Below are 15911 nucleotides of genomic sequence, written 5' to 3' on the forward strand. Positions count from 1 at the left end.
AGCTCGTAGGGTGTTGATTTATATGCATATAAACTCACAATAATATTACACCTCTTAATTTTATAAATATATACAGGATTAAAGTTAATAAATCATTAGAATTTATGAGCAATTAATAGAGCCCATCTATACCTAAACCACAAAGAAGAACTAAATCCCATATTTGAGACAAGGTTCAGCACAAAGCTGATGAGAAACTGTTAAAACACCGTATACGGGGTCAACTGAATACGCAACCACTAGAGTATTGAACGAGTATGCAGGAACAATGAGTAGAATTTGCCAATGGATATTTCAAGATACCAAGAACAAAAAAAGCCCACTAAGTTAAACCTTAGTGGGCTTTAAAATCAGTATATCGCGTTATGCTGTTAGCAATGACACACTATTATTTAGCAAGGCGATTTGCCGTCCAAACGTAAAGTAGCTCGAGGGCAATCGTCGCACCAGCCAATGCCGTAATCTCGCTTTGGTCATACGCTGGAGAAACCTCAACAACGTCCATACCAACCATGTTGATACCTTGCAAGCCACGGATAATTTTCAGAACTTTATCTGAATTCAAACCGCCGCATACCGGTGTACCTGTACCCGGAGCAAAAGCAGGATCCAGACAATCGATATCAAACGTTAGGTAAACTGGCTTATCACCAACAATGCCTTTCACTTGAGCAATGATCTCGTCCACGCTCATGTCGTTCGCTTGCATCGCGTTAATTACGTTAAAGCCGTGACCTTCCTGCTTGTACTCTGTACGAATACCAATTTGCACTGAATGTTCAGGCGAAATTAAACCTTCGTTTGGCGCATGGTAGAACATGGTGCCGTGATCGTAACGACTACCCTGACTGTAAGTGTCAGTGTGCGCGTCGAAGTGAATCAGAGCCATCTCACCGTACTTCTTGCCGTATGCTCTAAGCAAAGGCAGTGTAATGAAGTGATCGCCACCTAAACCTAACAAAGTTTTACCACTGTTTAGAATCGCATCAGCAGCAGCTTCTAAACGTTGAGTTAGGTCTTCTGCATCACCACAGTCAAACACAAGGTCGCCAGCATCAATCACCGAGGTATGTTCAAAGACATTGAAGTCCCACGGGAATTTCTTACCTTCCCACGCCAAGTTTACCGATGCACGACGAATCGCATCAGGGCCCATGCGAGCACCCGGGCGACCAGATGTCGCCATATCTAGCGGCGCACCCAAAACAACCACATCAGCATCGTTGTCGATAGGGTTTTGCACCAATGGACGACGCATAAATGTCATCGCATTGGAATACAGCGAGTAATCTGGTTTGGTAAATAGATCGTTCATTAAAAATCCTCAAGATAGGTGTAACCCATCAAGCCTTGCTCTAGCTCTTCAAGTACGCTTTGCTGCTCTTGCGCTGGTACTTTCGCTGTTACCAATTCTTTGTAGTTCTGACGAATTAGGTCCATATCAATGTGAACGTAACGCATCATGTCTTCTACCGTATCGCCTTCGTTGATGTAGTCAATGTTCGCTTCTCCGCTCTCATCAACATTCACCACAACACTGTGTGTATCACCAAATAGGTTATGCATATCACCCAAGATCTCTTGGTATGCACCTACTAGGAAGAAGCCCATTAGGTATGGTTCATCTGGGTTCCACGCAGGCACTGGCAATGTTGTTTCAATGCCTTGACCATCAACATACTGGTCAATCGTACCATCAGAGTCACAAGTGATATCCAATACTACCGCACGTCGCTCGTCCGCATTATCCAAACCACTTAGAGGCAATACAGGGAACACCTGATCGATACCCCAAGCATCTGGCAATGACTGGAACAGTGAGAAGTTCACAAAGAACTTGTCCGCTAGTCGCTCGCTCAACTCATCCAATATAGGACGGTGGTAACGGTTCTTAGTGCTCATACGAGTGCTAAGCTCGTAGTTGATACGCAAAGACATCTGCTCAGCCCAAGCACGGTGCTGAAGGTTCAGCATACCGGTCGCAAATTGGTTGTGCGCTTCTGCAATATCACTCTGCGTGTCGTTGTAGATCTCAATCAACGCACGGTCGTCGTTACCAGCATCGAGTTCTAAGAAGTTCTTCCACATGTTGTTAAGCAGCAGTGGTGCGTCTGCTTCTGGCGCTGCCATGTCTTCAGGTGAGTAGCTTTCAGTACCAATCACGTTGGTGATCAACACAGCATGGTGCGCAGTCAGTGAGCGGCCAGACTCCGAAATAATTACAGGTTGTGGTTGATTGTAGAGCTTACAAATATCCCCGACTGTCATCACGATATTACGAGCGTATTCAAGCAAGCCGTAGTTCATTGAGTTTGAAGATTGGCTGCGCGTGCCGTCGTAATCGACCGCTAAACCACCACCAACATCTAAGAACTTCAGTTGAGCGCCAATATCACGCAGTTCACAGTAGAAACGAGCCGCTTCACTCACACCATTGCGCACATCACGAATGTTCGCCATTTGCGAACCTAGGTGGAAGTGCACGAGCTCAAGCACATCCAGCTGGTCTTCAGCTTTCAAACGTTCGATAACAGTAAGCACTTGTGATGCAGACAAACCAAATTTCGACTTCTCACCACCACTTGCTTGCCATTTACCTGCGCCTTGAGAAGCAAGACGAATACGTAAACCCAAACGAGGTTTTACGCCAAGTGCTTTCGCTTCAGAAAGAACAAGATCAAGCTCTGACAACTTCTCTAGAACGATAAATACTTTGTGCCCTAGCTTTTCGCCAATAAGCGCAAGACGGATGTATTCTCTGTCTTTATAACCATTGCATACGATCACAGAGCTCGCTTTTTGAGCCAGCGCCAATACCGCTAATAGTTCAGGTTTACTGCCTGCCTCTAGACCTAGTTGCTTCTGCTCTAATTGAGCTTGGCTTGCTAAGATCTCGTCAACCACTTCTTTTTGCTGGTTAACTTTAATCGGATAAACCAGTAGGTAGCGGTTGTCGTACTGATATTCGTCGATCGCTTGGTTGAATGCGTTACAGATATTGTGCACACGTTGATGCACTATTTGAGGAAAACGCACAAGAGCAGGTAAACCAATATTTCTTTGCTCTAACTGTTTTACGATCTTACTTAGGGGAACTTGATGATCGGTTTCGCTCGGTGAAACATACACTTCACCGTTGTCATCAATTCCATAAAAACCTTGGCTCCAGTGCTTTACATTATACTCAGCACGGATGCGTTCCAAATTAACCGAATTTTCCAATTCTAGAGACCTCACACTATAGGGCCATCGACAGAAGATACCTCTTTGGAATAGCGAGGTATAACCCAACAAAAAACGCTCAAAAACGATTTGTTGGCTGCATTAACCGATATTATGAAGAGCGAGTCCAACCATAGATATTTGTGGTTACGATTACGTTTTTTTATCGACCGATCGACTTAAAATGACAGATAAGGAATTACAAGGTTTTAGGGCAAAAAGCAGGCTGAAGCGCATTAAATATAAAGCACTTTCTCATAAAAAATCAGGTGAATAAAATAGCATTTGCACCTAAAACTCTTGGCTAATTTGGTGATGTTAAGTCAGGTTTGTGACAAACATGCGCACTTCCCGATCACAACTCTCGCTATCACCAACACGGCTTGTATCCCTCGATTCGATGCCTACTAATACTTCATTCTTCCTACTAAAAATCGCCCAGTTCAATGTTGTAGCCGCTCAATTATTGAACTTTTCTTGCGCGCATCTTGTATTCGGTTGGATATTCTTGTAATTTTAACTGGCCGACCAATCGGTCAGCCTTCGAATTTAGGGGATACTATGAGCCATAATCTAGACCTTGAACCAAACACGTCAAGCACCAACGACATGGATCAACTGTTCAACCGACAACAAGATCACTACCGTAACAACGTTAATCCAACACTTGAGCAGAGACGAAATGATCTCTCAGTCTTGAAAAAACTATTAATGCGCTACCAAGAGCAGTTAATTGAAGCGGTATCAGAAGATTATGGCCATCGAGCAAAGCACGACAGCTTAATTGCTGACATCACCCCTTCCCTACACCAGATCAATTACAGTGATAAAAACCTTAAGAAGTGGTTGAAGCCTTCACGTCGAAAAGCCGGCTTGATGCTAACACCAGCCAAGATTACTGTGCATTATCAACCGGTAGGTGTGGTTGGCATCATCGTGCCTTGGAACTTCCCAGTTATGCTCTCTTTGGGTCCTCTAATTACAGCATTGGCAGCAGGTAACACAGCAATGCTCAAGATGTCTGAGTTTACTCCTGCAACTAACCGTGTTTTGAAAGCGATGTTGGCCGAAGGTTTCAGTGAAGAACAAGTGGCGATCATCGAAGGTGAAGCCGACGTTTCTGCTAAGTTTAGCCAGCTGCCGTTTGACCATATCCTGTTCACAGGCTCAACCGCTGTTGGTAAGCACGTAATGAAAGCTGCAGCCGCGAACTTAACGCCAGTGACACTTGAGCTAGGCGGCAAGTCTCCAACGATTATTGCCCCAGATTTCGATGTCGCTGACGCCGTTGAACGTATCTTGTTTGCCAAGAGCTTAAACGCAGGTCAAATCTGTGTCGCGCCTGACTACATCTTGCTGCCAAGAGAAAAAGTCGATGCGTTTATCACCGCTTACAAGCGCTACTTCAAGAAGCTCTATAAAGCGGGAATTGAGAGCAAAGACTTAACCTCAGTGGTTAACATGCGCCAGTACAATCGATTAAAAGGTGTGGTTGAAGATGCGAAGTCAAAGGGTGCTGTGATACACACAGTTACCGAGCAGGCACAAGACGATGTGAACCACAGAATGACACCGCACCTTCTCACCGAAGTGAATGATGACATGGTGGCAATGCAAGAAGAGTTGTTTGGTCCAGTGCTTCCTATCGTGCCTTATGATTCGATTGAAGAAGCGATAAGCTACATAACAACAAGAGAACGTCCACTTGCGCTGTACCTAATGAGTCACGACAAGAAAACCCAAGACCGATTCCTATCGGACACTCATTCAGGCGGCGTTTGTATCAATGACTCTTTGGTGCATGTGGCAGCAGAAGACGCACCGTTTGGTGGTATTGGCCCTTCAGGCATGGGACACTACCACGGTATTGAAGGCTTCAAGACCTTTAGCCATGCAAAAACCGTTCTAAGCAGAGGAAAAATCAACTTCACCAAGTTAATGCACCCTCCATACAACAACCCAATCAAGAAAATGATGTTCAAAGTACTGAATCGATGATTACAAAAAGGCAAAAAATCCTAGATGCCGCGCTCCTACTCTTTTCCCAACAAGGGTTAGAGGGCACATCTACTGGGCAAATAGCGAAGACCGCCGGTGTAGCGAAAGCGACACTGTTTCATCACTTTGAGAACAAATCTCTACTGATTGATGAACTGTTTCGTGAATTGAAAGTAGAGCTATTTTCTACTCTGGCTCAGCACACAGAAATTGCTGAACAAAATCGCTATCAAGCCTTTAAATTCATGTGGATGACCGGAATTGAGTGGGCATTGGAAAACCCAGTCGCCATGAAATTCTTCACCAATGTGCACTTTGACCCAACGACTCAAACTCGTGAAGTCATTGTTTCGCAGATGTTTGCGTCACTCGATGACATCATTTTGAAAGGACAGCAAGCCGAAGAGTTGATGGTGTTAGAGATTAATCTCGTGAGACACTTCATCCATAGCCACTTTTTGATCTGTGCGAACTGGCTTATTGATCAACAAGAGCCGCAGCCAGAGCAGTCAGAAAAGTACATCAACGACAGTTTTGATATGTGCTGGCGTGCTATTGGTGGTCAAGCTCAGTCGTCCTGTTAGCTAGATTATCTGCGAGCTATAAGCTAAATACCCTGCCATTTAGCAGTGTCAGGTTTCATCGAATCAATAAAAGCGTCCCATCGGCGCTTTTATTATTTGGGTACATTTTAATCACTTCACCCTGTTGACTTTCTAAGCCCGTATTCAGTACCATTCCACCATCATTTCAAAAGAGAATAACGCCATAATGAAGTACTAGCATCCTGACATCCGATTTATTTTTTAAAAATCATTTGGACACTCGGGGTTAGTGGGCGTTACTTCGTCATCTATTTTCGCGACAAATCAAGTTCTTAAAGATCCGTTTTTTACAAACAACCATCTTTAAGACCAGCTCCTCAAAGACAGAAATCACATCAACACCCTATTTCCTATCTTTGATTGGCATGCTACCTAAGTAACGTCTTTGGCGATCTATACATAGAATTCTGTGTAGGGTTCTATATAGAAAAAGCGCCTCACCCCTTTTACTCGTTTACACGTAAAGGGAGGTATTTCTATGCCTACTATATTAGCCAATAATCTCTCATTCCAACTCAATACTGGTGAGTGGTTATTCAAAGACATCACCTTCAATTTGAGCACTCGCCTCACCGGCCTAGTCGGAAGAAACGGGGCTGGAAAATCATTGTTGCTTTCATTGCTCGTTGGACAAAAACAGCCCACAACGGGCAGTGTTTCGCGCCAAGGTTCAATCGGCTTCTACTCTCAGTTACCCTCAGAGCTTTTAGATAGCGAAATCAACATTGCTGACTTCTTAGGTATCACTGAAAAGCTAAATGCCTTGCAAGCCATCGAGCAAGGTAGCTGCGAAATTCAGCACTTCAATATCGTTGGTGACGATTGGGATTTACAAGAAAGCATTCAACAGCTTTTAGCTACATTGAAAATAACCAGTGAGTTAACGACACCGTGCAACACATTAAGTGGTGGCCAACTTGCCCTCTTGCAACTCCATCGCTTATTTACCTCGAACCACGACATTTTAATTCTCGATGAACCTTCCAACCATTTGGATAGCGACGGACGTAATTGGTTATTAGAACAGTGCCAGTTGTTTGAAGGCAAAATACTAATCGTCAGTCACGACCGAAGCTTATTGAGGAACATGGAGGGGATCTACCACCTTAATAGTTTGGGGTTACGTTTCTACAAAGGAAACTACGATGATTACTTCAAACAAATGTCGAGCCAAAGTGAAGCATTGGACAAGCAGATTGCGCATCATCAGTCCGAAAAGAAACGACTCGAGCGTCAAGCTCAAGCCAACAAGGAAAAGGCGCAGCAGCGAGAATCTCAGGGAAACCGACTCAGAAAGTCAGGCAGCCAACCCAAGATCCTATTGGATGCGATGAAAGACAAAGCAGGACAAAGCCAAGCCGCGTCTGCGATAAGCCAAAGGAATCTCATTGACCAAAACCAACATAAACTTCAGTCGCTTAAAGAACAAAAGGAACGGCTGAAACCGCAGGCCTTGTATCTACAACAGAGTAATAGCAAGAAAAAGAACGCGCTGTTAACTGTTGAAGATTGCCGACTTGACTATGGATCTGGTGCCGCTATCCACTTTTCTCTATCACAAGGTGAACAATGTTATCTAACAGGCGCAAACGGCTGTGGTAAATCGACACTGTTGAAAGCGATTCACAACGAGCACACGAACTACACTGGTATCATCAAACGCTTAGGATCTACGGTATACCTTGATCAACATTTTGGTTTATTGGATACCCACGACACCATGTTCGATAGCCTTATGATACATAGTGATGAGCTCACAGAAAGTGATGTTCGGACATTGTTAGCAGCTATCGGCTTTAGGCGTGATTCCGTATACCGCAAAGTCGCTCACCTTAGTGGCGGAGAGAAAATGAAACTGGCGATGTTGATTGTCAGCCATAAGCAAGACTCTCCACTACTCCTGCTTGATGAGCCAGACAATCATCTAGACATCGACTCAAAGCAGATATTAGCGTCAGCTTTGCGTGAATACCGAGGTGCTTTTATCTTAGTCAGTCATGACGTGGATTTTGTTGAGGAGGTCGGAGTTAGCCAAAATCGTATTCAGCTTTAAGCTTGATATCAACGACCACTGAGCATAGATAGGCGAGTATTGTTGCGGATACTCGCCTTTCTCGATTGAGACAAGTAAACTACGCGCCTCGAACATCTAATCATAAGGCTAAGGTTTGCATACTCTAGAACAATTAAAATCAGGGCAACTTAAAGGTATTAAGCGCTTAAAATTATCAGAAGCTCTCACTGAGTTTCCATTGGAAATCTTGGATCTCGCCGATTCACTAGAGATTCTGGATCTTTCGGGGAATCAGCTATCAGACTTGCCTGAAGAGTTATCACAGCTTACTCACCTACGTATCATCTTTGCATCGAATAACCTGTTCACGCACCTTCCTGATGTTCTTGGGTCACTTCCTAAGCTTGAAATGATCGGTTTCAAGACCAACCAAATCAAAACCGTAAGTGAAGTATCTCTACCACCTCAATTACGCTGGTTGATCCTGACCGACAACGCCATCGAAGTTCTACCGAACTCACTGGGTGAAAGACCAAGACTGCAGAAGCTAGCACTCGCAGGTAACCAGCTTCGCGCTTTACCTGAGAGTATGGAAAAGCTATCCAACCTCGAACTGGTTCGCTTGTCTGCAAACCAACTGACTGAATTCCCAGAGTTCCTTATCAAGCTACCAAAACTGGCTTGGCTAGCGTTTGCGGGTAACCCGTTTTGCAAACACCCTAGCAGCTTAGATAGCGTGCCTGCGGTTAGCTCGCAAAGCTATTCACTGAATCAAGTACTTGGCCAAGGCGCATCTGGCGTGATCTCGCATGCAAGCTGGCTAAACAGCGACTTCGATTTTCCACAGGAAGTGGCGGTTAAAGTGTTTAAAGGCGAAGTCACCAGTGACGGCTACCCACATGATGAACTGGAAGCGTGCCTTCAAGCAGGCCACCATAGCAACCTAGTAAAGTCTATCGCCCAAGTGGACGAGCAAGATTACCTTGCATTGGTGATGGAGCTTATCCCAAGTAACTATTACAACCTAGGTTTGCCACCTACTCTTGAAAGCTGTACTCGTGATACGTTCAACGAAGGCTTTGAACTTCCGCTCTCGCAAATCGACAACATTGTGACTCAGATGATCGATGTATTTAATCACCTACATGACAACAAGGTTTGTCACGGTGACTTGTATGCGCACAACACCCTAGTCAATGAACAAGGCCAAATGATCTTTGGTGATTTTGGAGCGGCGACCATCTATGGTTACTTGAATGAAGAGCAGCAGCAAGGCATTCGACGTATCGAAGCTCGCGCTCTCAAGTACTTTATTGATGACTTGCTAACGGTTTGTGCGAAACAAGATGTTGGAAGTGAACTGCACTCTCGCCTAACAAACTTTGAAGCGTAAACGCAGTAGATAAACAGAATTCAAAGAATGCTAGCGCTTAGTTAGCTTCGCCAGAAACAACAAAGCCAACATCACTGTTGGCTTTTTGCTTTTTGCTTTTTGGAAAGTCGCCAGCTTGATCAAGCTCGACGAAAAGAATTAACGCTCAACTTGCACCAGCTTGAGATACGAATGCAGCTCGCCGTTCTTATATTCCACCGCTGAGTGAATATTAAGGTCTGCTCGAGCTACAACCGCGAATTGGTATCGGTTATCGCCTTTAGTAATCTCAACGTGCAGTAAGCCGTCTTTTAACTGCCATCGCCCTATCGTTTTAAAGCGGTCAAATAAACGGTATTCAGTAAGAGTGCCATCCGCTTTAAAATGCACTTCAGTAATGTATCCACCCGGGCAGCTTTTTACCCAAACACGGTTTTCAATATCACTGATAACAAAGTCGCGCTTGGTTGCACGCCAAACTAAAAACGCTTCGCTGTCGTAAAGATCGATGTCGAGATCGGTACGAGGAATTAACGGCTGGTCAGTTTGCTCACGACAATAAAGTTGAAGCAAGATTTGCGGTTTAGTGTCGTTCGATAACTCTGCCATAATCCCTCCTCCCCACCCAAAAACTGCACTAAACGTGCGTTGTTAGTGATTAAACCAGCTCGTAAGAGACAACGTAAAGCTGAGAAATACCTGGGTAGATATCTTGAATCACATCTTTCAGCACTTGCAGCGTCATGTTCTCTTGTTGTGCATGGAACTCACCCAGCTCATCGAACAGAATTGGTTCTACGCTGATGATCTTAAGATTACAGAACACGCGCCCTTCTTCTAACGTTGAGACTTCAACAACGCTGCCCGGTTGGTAATCACGCTCTGATTCATCGCGAATAGTAATGGTCTTTTTGCCAGAAAGGATGTCAGCTTCAAAACGTCCAAAGAACGTCATAGTAGTTGGTGCGGTCATTTATATCGGTCGCTTAACATTTAAAGGTTAGGTAGATGTTTATATACCAGAATGCCAGATCAAGCGAATAAAAATTAGATGGGGAAGTTCATCTCGTCATTCCCAAGACTGACGGTGGAAGGAGTTGGGAATCTCTAAAAGAGACAAATTACAGACAATAAAAAAGGAGAACCGAAGTTCTCCTTTTCTTAAACCTTTAAGCTAACTCTAAATTATAGAGATGCTTTCGCTTTTTCAACTAGAACAGCAAATGCTGCTTTGTCGAATACTGCGATGTCAGCAAGAATCTTACGGTCGATCTCGATAGATGCTTTCTTAAGGCCATTGATGAAACGGCTGTAAGATAGACCATTTTGACGAGATGCCGCGTTGATACGTGCAATCCAAAGTTGACGGAATTGACGTTTCTTGTTGCGACGGTCACGGTAAGCGTATTGACCAGCTTTGGTAACTGCTTGGAAAGCTACGCGGTAAACACGTGAACGTGCTCCGTAGTAACCTTTAGCTTGTTTTAGAACTTTCTTATGACGTGCACGAGCTTGTACACCACGTTTTACGCGAGGCATTATGCTTCTCCTAAACTAAACGAATTTATAAACTAAAAAGAATTAAGCGTATGGCATCATACGTAGAACTTGAGCAACTTCACATTTAGGAAGGATCGAGTTCGGACGTAGCTGACGCTTGTTCTTAGTAGTACGCTTAGTCAGGATGTGACGTTTACCAGCGTGCTTAAACTTAATACCACCAGCAGTTTTCTGGAAACGCTTAGCAGCACCTTTGTTGGTTTTCATCTTAGGCATGATGAATAACTCCGCATTGTTGAGTTGTTAATAACATAGTAATTAGGGCGAATAAAACCCCGCAACCTGAGGCTGCAGGGTTTAATTACTTGCAAAGCCGTTAATTACTTCTTTTTAGGGGCCAACACCATGATCATCTGGCGACCTTCAATTCTCGTTGGGAAAGATTCGACTACTGCAAATTCTTCAGTATCCGCTTTCAAACGATTAAGAACGTCAACACCGATTTCTTGGTGAGCCATTTCGCGGCCACGGAAGCGAATTGTTACCTTCACTTTGTTGCCGTCTTCTAGGAAACCAGTCAGGTTGCGTAGTTTTACCTGATAGTCTCCAATATCAGTTCCAGGTCGGAATTTAATTTCCTTGATCTGAACCTGCTTTTGCTTCTTCTTCTGCTCTTTCGCAGCTTTGCTCTTCTCGAAGAGGAACTTACCGTAGTCCATCACACGACAAACTGGCGGCTCGGCGTTAGGGCTGATCTCTACAAGATCCATACCAGCTTCATTTGCAGCTTCCATCGCTTCAGCGATTGATACTACACCAACAGCTTCGCCGTCTGCGCCAGTTAGACGCACTTCACGAACGCCACGAATGTCACCGTTTAAACGGTGCTGGTTTTGTTTGGCCGGTTGTTGGCCACGTCTTCCGCCTTTAATAGCTATTCCTCCAGATTGAGCTTACGGCTTGAAACCTCAGCTTGGATGTATGAAATAAAGTCATCCACTTTAAATTTGCCAAGGTCCTTACCTTTACGTGTACGTACTGCAATTTCGCCGGCTTCCATTTCTTGGTCACCACACACAAGCATGAACGGTACACGTTTCAAAGTATGTTCGCGGATTTTAAAGCCAATCTTCTCATTTCTCAAGTCTGCTTTGACTCTAAATCCACTTTTTTGCAGTTTTTTCGTAATTTCTTGTACATATTCAGACTGTTTGTCTGTAATGCCCATTACAACTGCTTGTTCTGGCGCCAACCACGTTGGGAAGAAGCCAGCGTATTCTTCAATAAGAATACCGATGAAGCGTTCTAGTGAACCTAAAATCGCGCGGTGGATCATAACTGGCGTGTGACGCTCGTTATCTTCACCTACGTAAGTAGCACCTAAACGTTCTGGTAATGCAAAATCGAGCTGCACTGTACCACATTGCCAAGCGCGGTCCAAACAATCATGCAAAGTAAATTCAATCTTAGGTCCGTAGAACGCACCCTCGCCTTCTTGAATCTCGTATGCAATGTCCATTGCCTCTAGCGCTTGCTTAAGGTCAGCCTCTGCACGGTCCCACATTTCGTCTGAACCTACACGCTGTTCTGGACGAGTAGATAGCTTAACAACGATGCTTTCGAAGCCGAAAGTTGTGTAAGTATCGTAAACCATTTCAATACAAGCTTTAACTTCTTGTTGAACTTGGTCTTCAGTACAGAATACGTGAGCATCATCTTGAGTGAAGCCACGAACACGCATGATACCGTGAAGTGCGCCAGACGGCTCGTTACGGTGACATGAGCCGAACTCAGCCATACGTAGCGGTAGATCACGGTAAGATTTCAAACCTTGGTTGAAGATTTGAACGTGACCAGGACAGTTCATTGGCTTAATAGCGTATTCACGGTTCTCAGAAGAAGTTGTGAACATTGCTTCAGCGTACTTATCCCAGTGACCAGAGCGTTCCCAAAGAACACGGTCCATCATTAATGGGCCTTTAACTTCTTGGTAATCGTACTCAGTCAGCTTCTGACGAATAAATACTTCTAGCTCACGGAAGATAGTCCAACCGTTATGGTGCCAGAACACCATGCCTGGTGCTTCTTGCTGCATGTGGAATAGGTCAAGCGCTTTACCGATTTTACGGTGGTCACGTTTAGCCGCTTCTTCAAGGCGCACAAGGTGAGCTTTAAGCGCCTTCTTGTCGTGGAATGCAGTGCCGTAGATACGTTGAAGCATCTTGTTGTCACTGTTACCACGCCAGTATGCACCTGCTACGTTAAGTAGAGTGAAGTGCTGGCAGAAGCTCATGTTAGGCACGTGTGGACCACGACACATATCGATGTATTCTTCGTGATGGTACAGGCCTGGACGATCGTCTTTAGAAACGTTCTCGTCCAAGATTTCAATCTTGTAAGTCTCGCCGCGAGCTTCGAATGCGTCGCGCGCTTCCTGCCAGCTAACTTTCTTCTTAACAACCTGGTACTTGGTCTTCGCTAGCTCTTTCATACGCTTTTCAATCTTTTCTAGATCTTCTTGCGTTAGAGAGTGCTCAAGGTCGATATCGTAGTAGAAGCCGTTATCGATAGTAGGACCGATCGCCATTTTCGCTTCTGGAAAAAGCTGCTTAACCGCGTGGCCTAAAAGGTGAGCACAAGAGTGACGAACGATCTCAAGGCCATCAACTTCATCTTTAGCTGTGATGATTTCTAGGCTTGCATCGTTTTCGATAAGATCACAAGCATCAACGCGCTCGCCATCTACACGACCAGCAATGGTTGCTTTCGCAAGACCAGGACCGATTGATAGGGCAACATCTAGAGTTGATACAGGGTTGTCAAATTGACGCTGACTACCGTCAGGAAGAGTAATAATTGGCATTATTTGTCCTTTACAGTGGTGTTGCACACCAAGCAACACATGAAAATGTTTAATATATGTCTTTCAATCAACTAGTACGCTGATTGGGGATATATGCATAATAAATATACCCACATAGAAGCAAATACAGATGCCACATCTGTGAGTAGCCGAACATTGTAACGAAATAATATGAAATAACAATGATGCGCTGTTGGTATGGCGCTGACGTCCCCTCTCTTCAGCTGTCAAATTCTAGTAATTTGCACACTTATCCTGTTCTCGACGTGATAAATCTTCTTATCATAGGACTGATGAAGCGAGAGAAAAGAAGCAAGTAGAGGGTATTGATATTCGGAGCCTAAACAGTTCCTTTAACTCTGAACAAAAATATAGGCTCATAAGAGTAATTTTTTGGAGTGTTTTCGTCAGTGGTTTGGCAAATGATTTATTAGCAGGAAAGACTATTTGGGGGCCGTAATACATCTAATTTAGAGATTAAATTTAGCCCCGATGCACTAAATCGCTTCTTCGCACAGTTCTGCCGACTTTGATTTAGGCATACTAGTTTCTTTTTTTATCATAGCTGCACATTTTTCACCGATCATAATAGACGGTGCATTAGTATTTCCCGACACAATAATGGGCATGATAGATGCGTCCGCTACTCTTAAGCTTTTTAACCCATGAACTTTTAGCTCATTATCAACGACTGCCATTGCGTCATTGCCCATCTTACAAGTACCAACAGGGTGATAGATGGATTGACTGTATTTTGTCGCAGCTTCCAACAATTGTTCATCCGTTTGATACTTTGAACCTGGTACAAACTCTTCAGAAATAACCGAAGATAAAGGACTAGCATCGGTGATTTCTCTCGCGACCTTTATCGCGTTTATTGCAACAGCTTTATCTTTAGGGTGCGAGAGATAGTTAGGTTGGATACTAGGGTGCACGGAGTGATCTTTGCTGGTGATCTTCACACTACCTCGACTTTCAGGACGCAATTGACAAACCGAAGTGGTAAAGGCCGAAAATGGGTGCACTCCTTCTCCAGGTTTGTCCGCACTGAGTGGCTGCATATGAAACTGTATATCAGGCCTTGTTAAGTCAGGGGAAGACTGAGTGAAAATACATACCTGACTAGCTGCCAACGTTAAAGGACCTTTACGAAACAGAGCATATTTAACTCCCACTGTCAGTTTATGCAAAGGTGTTCTCAACTCATCGTTCAGTGTTGTACAACTAGTTTTGTAGACTAGACGAATTTGTAAGTGGTCTTGAAGGTTTTCTCCAACTCCAGGTAAATGATGAACACAATCAACACCTACTGCCTCTAACTCCGCTCTGTTGCCAATGCCAGACAACTGTAATATTTGCGGTGAGCCAATTGCACCAGCACTGACAATAATCTCTTTAGCTGCCGAAACATACGTTGCTTTGCCATTGCAAAAAAATTCAACACCTTTCGCTGTCTTATCGACAATATCAAGCTTGGAGGTATGTGCATGAGTCAATATTGTTAAATTGTGGCGCTTTCGAGCCGACGTTAAGAAAGCTTTTGCACTGCTGCACCTCAATCCATTAAATGCAGTCTGCTGAAAATAGCCTACTCCTTCTTGGTGCTCACCATTAAAATCATCATTCCAAGGAATACCTACCTCTTGAGCTGCCTCCACAAATCGTTCGGCGATATCTCGTTTCAGTCTAAGATCTGACACTTTCAACGGCCCATCCACACCATGGTACTTATCTTTTCCTCGGCTTTGACATTCAGACATTTTAAAATAAGGAAGCACGTCGTCATAACTCCATCCCTCATTACCAAGTGACGCCCAGTCGTTATAATCTTCTTTTTGCCCACGTATATATAGCAACCCATTCAAGGAACTGCTCCCACCAAGCACTTTGCCTCTAGGCCATTGTAATTGTCGATTATCAATACCTTCATCACGATCGGTTAGATAACACCAATCGGTTGACGGGTTGTGCATGGTTTTAAAATAACCAACAGGGATATGAATCCAAGGGTTCCAATCTCGACCACCAGCCTCAAGCAACAACACCGAAACATCTGGATCCTCACTTAAACGACTAGCAATTGCGCACCCAGCCGACCCCGCCCCTACAACAACATAATCAAAGACACCCACATCCTTATGTAACCTTCCCATAACAAAACCCCTTTACTTTTTCATAAATCGAGACACAACGTCCCAAAAAACATAAATCAATAACAATAATTAGTAAATATCGAGAGAATATGAATTGTTTTTTGTTGACTTATCGCACATTAATAACAATCCAACTTGGACATTTAACATTTTTTAAACAAGTGTAATTGAGCTATTTAAATGA

General features: G+C 44.0%; 13 protein-coding genes. 4 read left to right on the forward strand and 9 right to left on the reverse strand.

The annotated features are described in order from the left end of the window. Positions 1 to 388 precede the first annotated feature (388 nt). Positions 389 to 1315 carry an agmatinase gene (gene speB, locus ATB74_RS09705; protein WP_017105806.1) on the reverse strand — a complete coding sequence of 309 codons (927 nt, stop codon included), beginning with the start codon at positions 1313 to 1315 and terminating at the stop codon, positions 389 to 391. Then, positions 1315 to 3222: an arginine decarboxylase gene (speA, locus tag ATB74_RS09710; RefSeq protein ID WP_061018558.1), complete on the reverse strand. Its 1908-nt coding sequence runs from the start codon at positions 3220 to 3222 to the stop codon at positions 1315 to 1317. Before speA ends, speB begins: the two co-directional genes overlap by 1 nt. Positions 3223 to 3783: 561 nt before the next feature. Here speA and ATB74_RS09715 point away from each other — a divergent pair. From ATB74_RS09715 to ATB74_RS09730, 4 genes are all read left to right on the forward strand, one after another. Beyond that, on the forward strand, positions 3784 to 5220 hold the full coding sequence (locus ATB74_RS09715; protein ID WP_061018274.1) for a coniferyl aldehyde dehydrogenase: 1437 nt from the start codon (positions 3784 to 3786) through the stop codon (positions 5218 to 5220). Further along, positions 5217 to 5804, forward strand: a complete 588-nt coding sequence (locus ATB74_RS09720; protein ID WP_061018276.1) for a TetR/AcrR family transcriptional regulator — start codon at positions 5217 to 5219, stop codon at positions 5802 to 5804. Before ATB74_RS09715 ends, ATB74_RS09720 begins: the two co-directional genes overlap by 4 nt. A 499-nt stretch (positions 5805 to 6303) precedes the next feature. Next, the gene (locus ATB74_RS09725; RefSeq protein WP_061018279.1) at positions 6304 to 7878 is read left to right on the forward strand and encodes an ATP-binding cassette domain-containing protein; all 1575 of its coding nucleotides are present in this window, start codon (positions 6304 to 6306) and stop codon (positions 7876 to 7878) included. A gap of 115 nt (positions 7879 to 7993) precedes the next feature. Beyond that, entirely contained in the window at positions 7994 to 9232 is a 1239-nt protein-coding gene (locus ATB74_RS09730) for a leucine-rich repeat-containing protein kinase family protein (protein ID WP_061018281.1), read from the forward strand. A gap of 138 nt (positions 9233 to 9370) precedes the next feature. On the opposite strand, the gene ATB74_RS09735 is transcribed toward ATB74_RS09730, so the two are convergent. The 7 genes from ATB74_RS09735 to ATB74_RS09765 form a co-directional block, all read right to left on the reverse strand. Next, on the reverse strand, positions 9371 to 9820 hold the full coding sequence (locus ATB74_RS09735; RefSeq protein ID WP_060982480.1) for a hypothetical protein: 450 nt from the start codon (positions 9818 to 9820) through the stop codon (positions 9371 to 9373). 49 nt (positions 9821 to 9869) lie between these two features. Further along, on the reverse strand, positions 9870 to 10184 hold the full coding sequence (yqfB, locus tag ATB74_RS09740; RefSeq protein ID WP_017055195.1) for a N(4)-acetylcytidine aminohydrolase: 315 nt from the start codon (positions 10182 to 10184) through the stop codon (positions 9870 to 9872). 212 nt (positions 10185 to 10396) lie between these two features. Then, positions 10397 to 10750 carry a 50S ribosomal protein L20 gene (gene rplT, locus ATB74_RS09745; RefSeq protein WP_004733517.1) on the reverse strand — a complete coding sequence of 118 codons (354 nt, stop codon included), beginning with the start codon at positions 10748 to 10750 and terminating at the stop codon, positions 10397 to 10399. Positions 10751 to 10792: 42 nt separating this feature from the next. Continuing rightward, positions 10793 to 10987, reverse strand: coding sequence for a 50S ribosomal protein L35 (rpmI, locus tag ATB74_RS09750; RefSeq protein WP_004738430.1), 195 nt, complete (start codon positions 10985 to 10987; stop codon positions 10793 to 10795). A gap of 104 nt (positions 10988 to 11091) precedes the next feature. Next, positions 11092 to 11649 carry a translation initiation factor IF-3 gene (gene infC / locus ATB74_RS09755; RefSeq protein WP_425598716.1) on the reverse strand — a complete coding sequence of 186 codons (558 nt, stop codon included), beginning with the start codon at positions 11647 to 11649 and terminating at the stop codon, positions 11092 to 11094. Further along, positions 11646 to 13574 (reverse strand): threonine--tRNA ligase, encoded by a 1929-nt coding sequence (gene thrS / locus ATB74_RS09760; protein ID WP_016768282.1) that lies wholly within the window; start codon positions 13572 to 13574, stop codon positions 11646 to 11648. Before thrS ends, infC begins: the two co-directional genes overlap by 4 nt. Before the next feature lie 497 nt (positions 13575 to 14071). Continuing rightward, entirely contained in the window at positions 14072 to 15727 is a 1656-nt protein-coding gene (locus tag ATB74_RS09765) for a GMC family oxidoreductase (protein WP_155645139.1), read from the reverse strand. Positions 15728 to 15911: the final 184 nt, after the last annotated feature.

It is taken from the genome of Vibrio splendidus (genome assembly GCF_001557875.1).
Classification (GTDB): domain Bacteria; phylum Pseudomonadota; class Gammaproteobacteria; order Enterobacterales; family Vibrionaceae; genus Vibrio; species Vibrio splendidus_F.

Excerpts from the sequence above, each read along its gene's own strand:
- rplT (WP_004733517.1), bottom strand. The coding sequence starts at position 10,750 with ATGCCTCGCGTAAAACGTGGTGTACAAGCTCGTGCACGTCATAAGAAA.
- ATB74_RS09715 (WP_061018274.1), top strand. The coding sequence starts at position 3,784 with ATGAGCCATAATCTAGACCTTGAACCAAACACGTCAAGCACCAACGAC.
- yqfB (WP_017055195.1), bottom strand. The coding sequence starts at position 10,184 with ATGACCGCACCAACTACTATGACGTTCTTTGGACGTTTTGAAGCTGAC.
- ATB74_RS09720 (WP_061018276.1), top strand. The coding sequence starts at position 5,217 with ATGATTACAAAAAGGCAAAAAATCCTAGATGCCGCGCTCCTACTCTTT.
- ATB74_RS09765 (WP_155645139.1), bottom strand. The coding sequence starts at position 15,727 with ATGGGAAGGTTACATAAGGATGTGGGTGTCTTTGATTATGTTGTTGTA.
- speB (WP_017105806.1), bottom strand. The coding sequence starts at position 1,315 with ATGAACGATCTATTTACCAAACCAGATTACTCGCTGTATTCCAATGCG.
- ATB74_RS09725 (WP_061018279.1), top strand. The coding sequence starts at position 6,304 with ATGCCTACTATATTAGCCAATAATCTCTCATTCCAACTCAATACTGGT.
- thrS (WP_016768282.1), bottom strand. The coding sequence starts at position 13,574 with ATGCCAATTATTACTCTTCCTGACGGTAGTCAGCGTCAATTTGACAAC.
- rpmI (WP_004738430.1), bottom strand. The coding sequence starts at position 10,987 with ATGCCTAAGATGAAAACCAACAAAGGTGCTGCTAAGCGTTTCCAGAAA.
- ATB74_RS09735 (WP_060982480.1), bottom strand. The coding sequence starts at position 9,820 with ATGGCAGAGTTATCGAACGACACTAAACCGCAAATCTTGCTTCAACTT.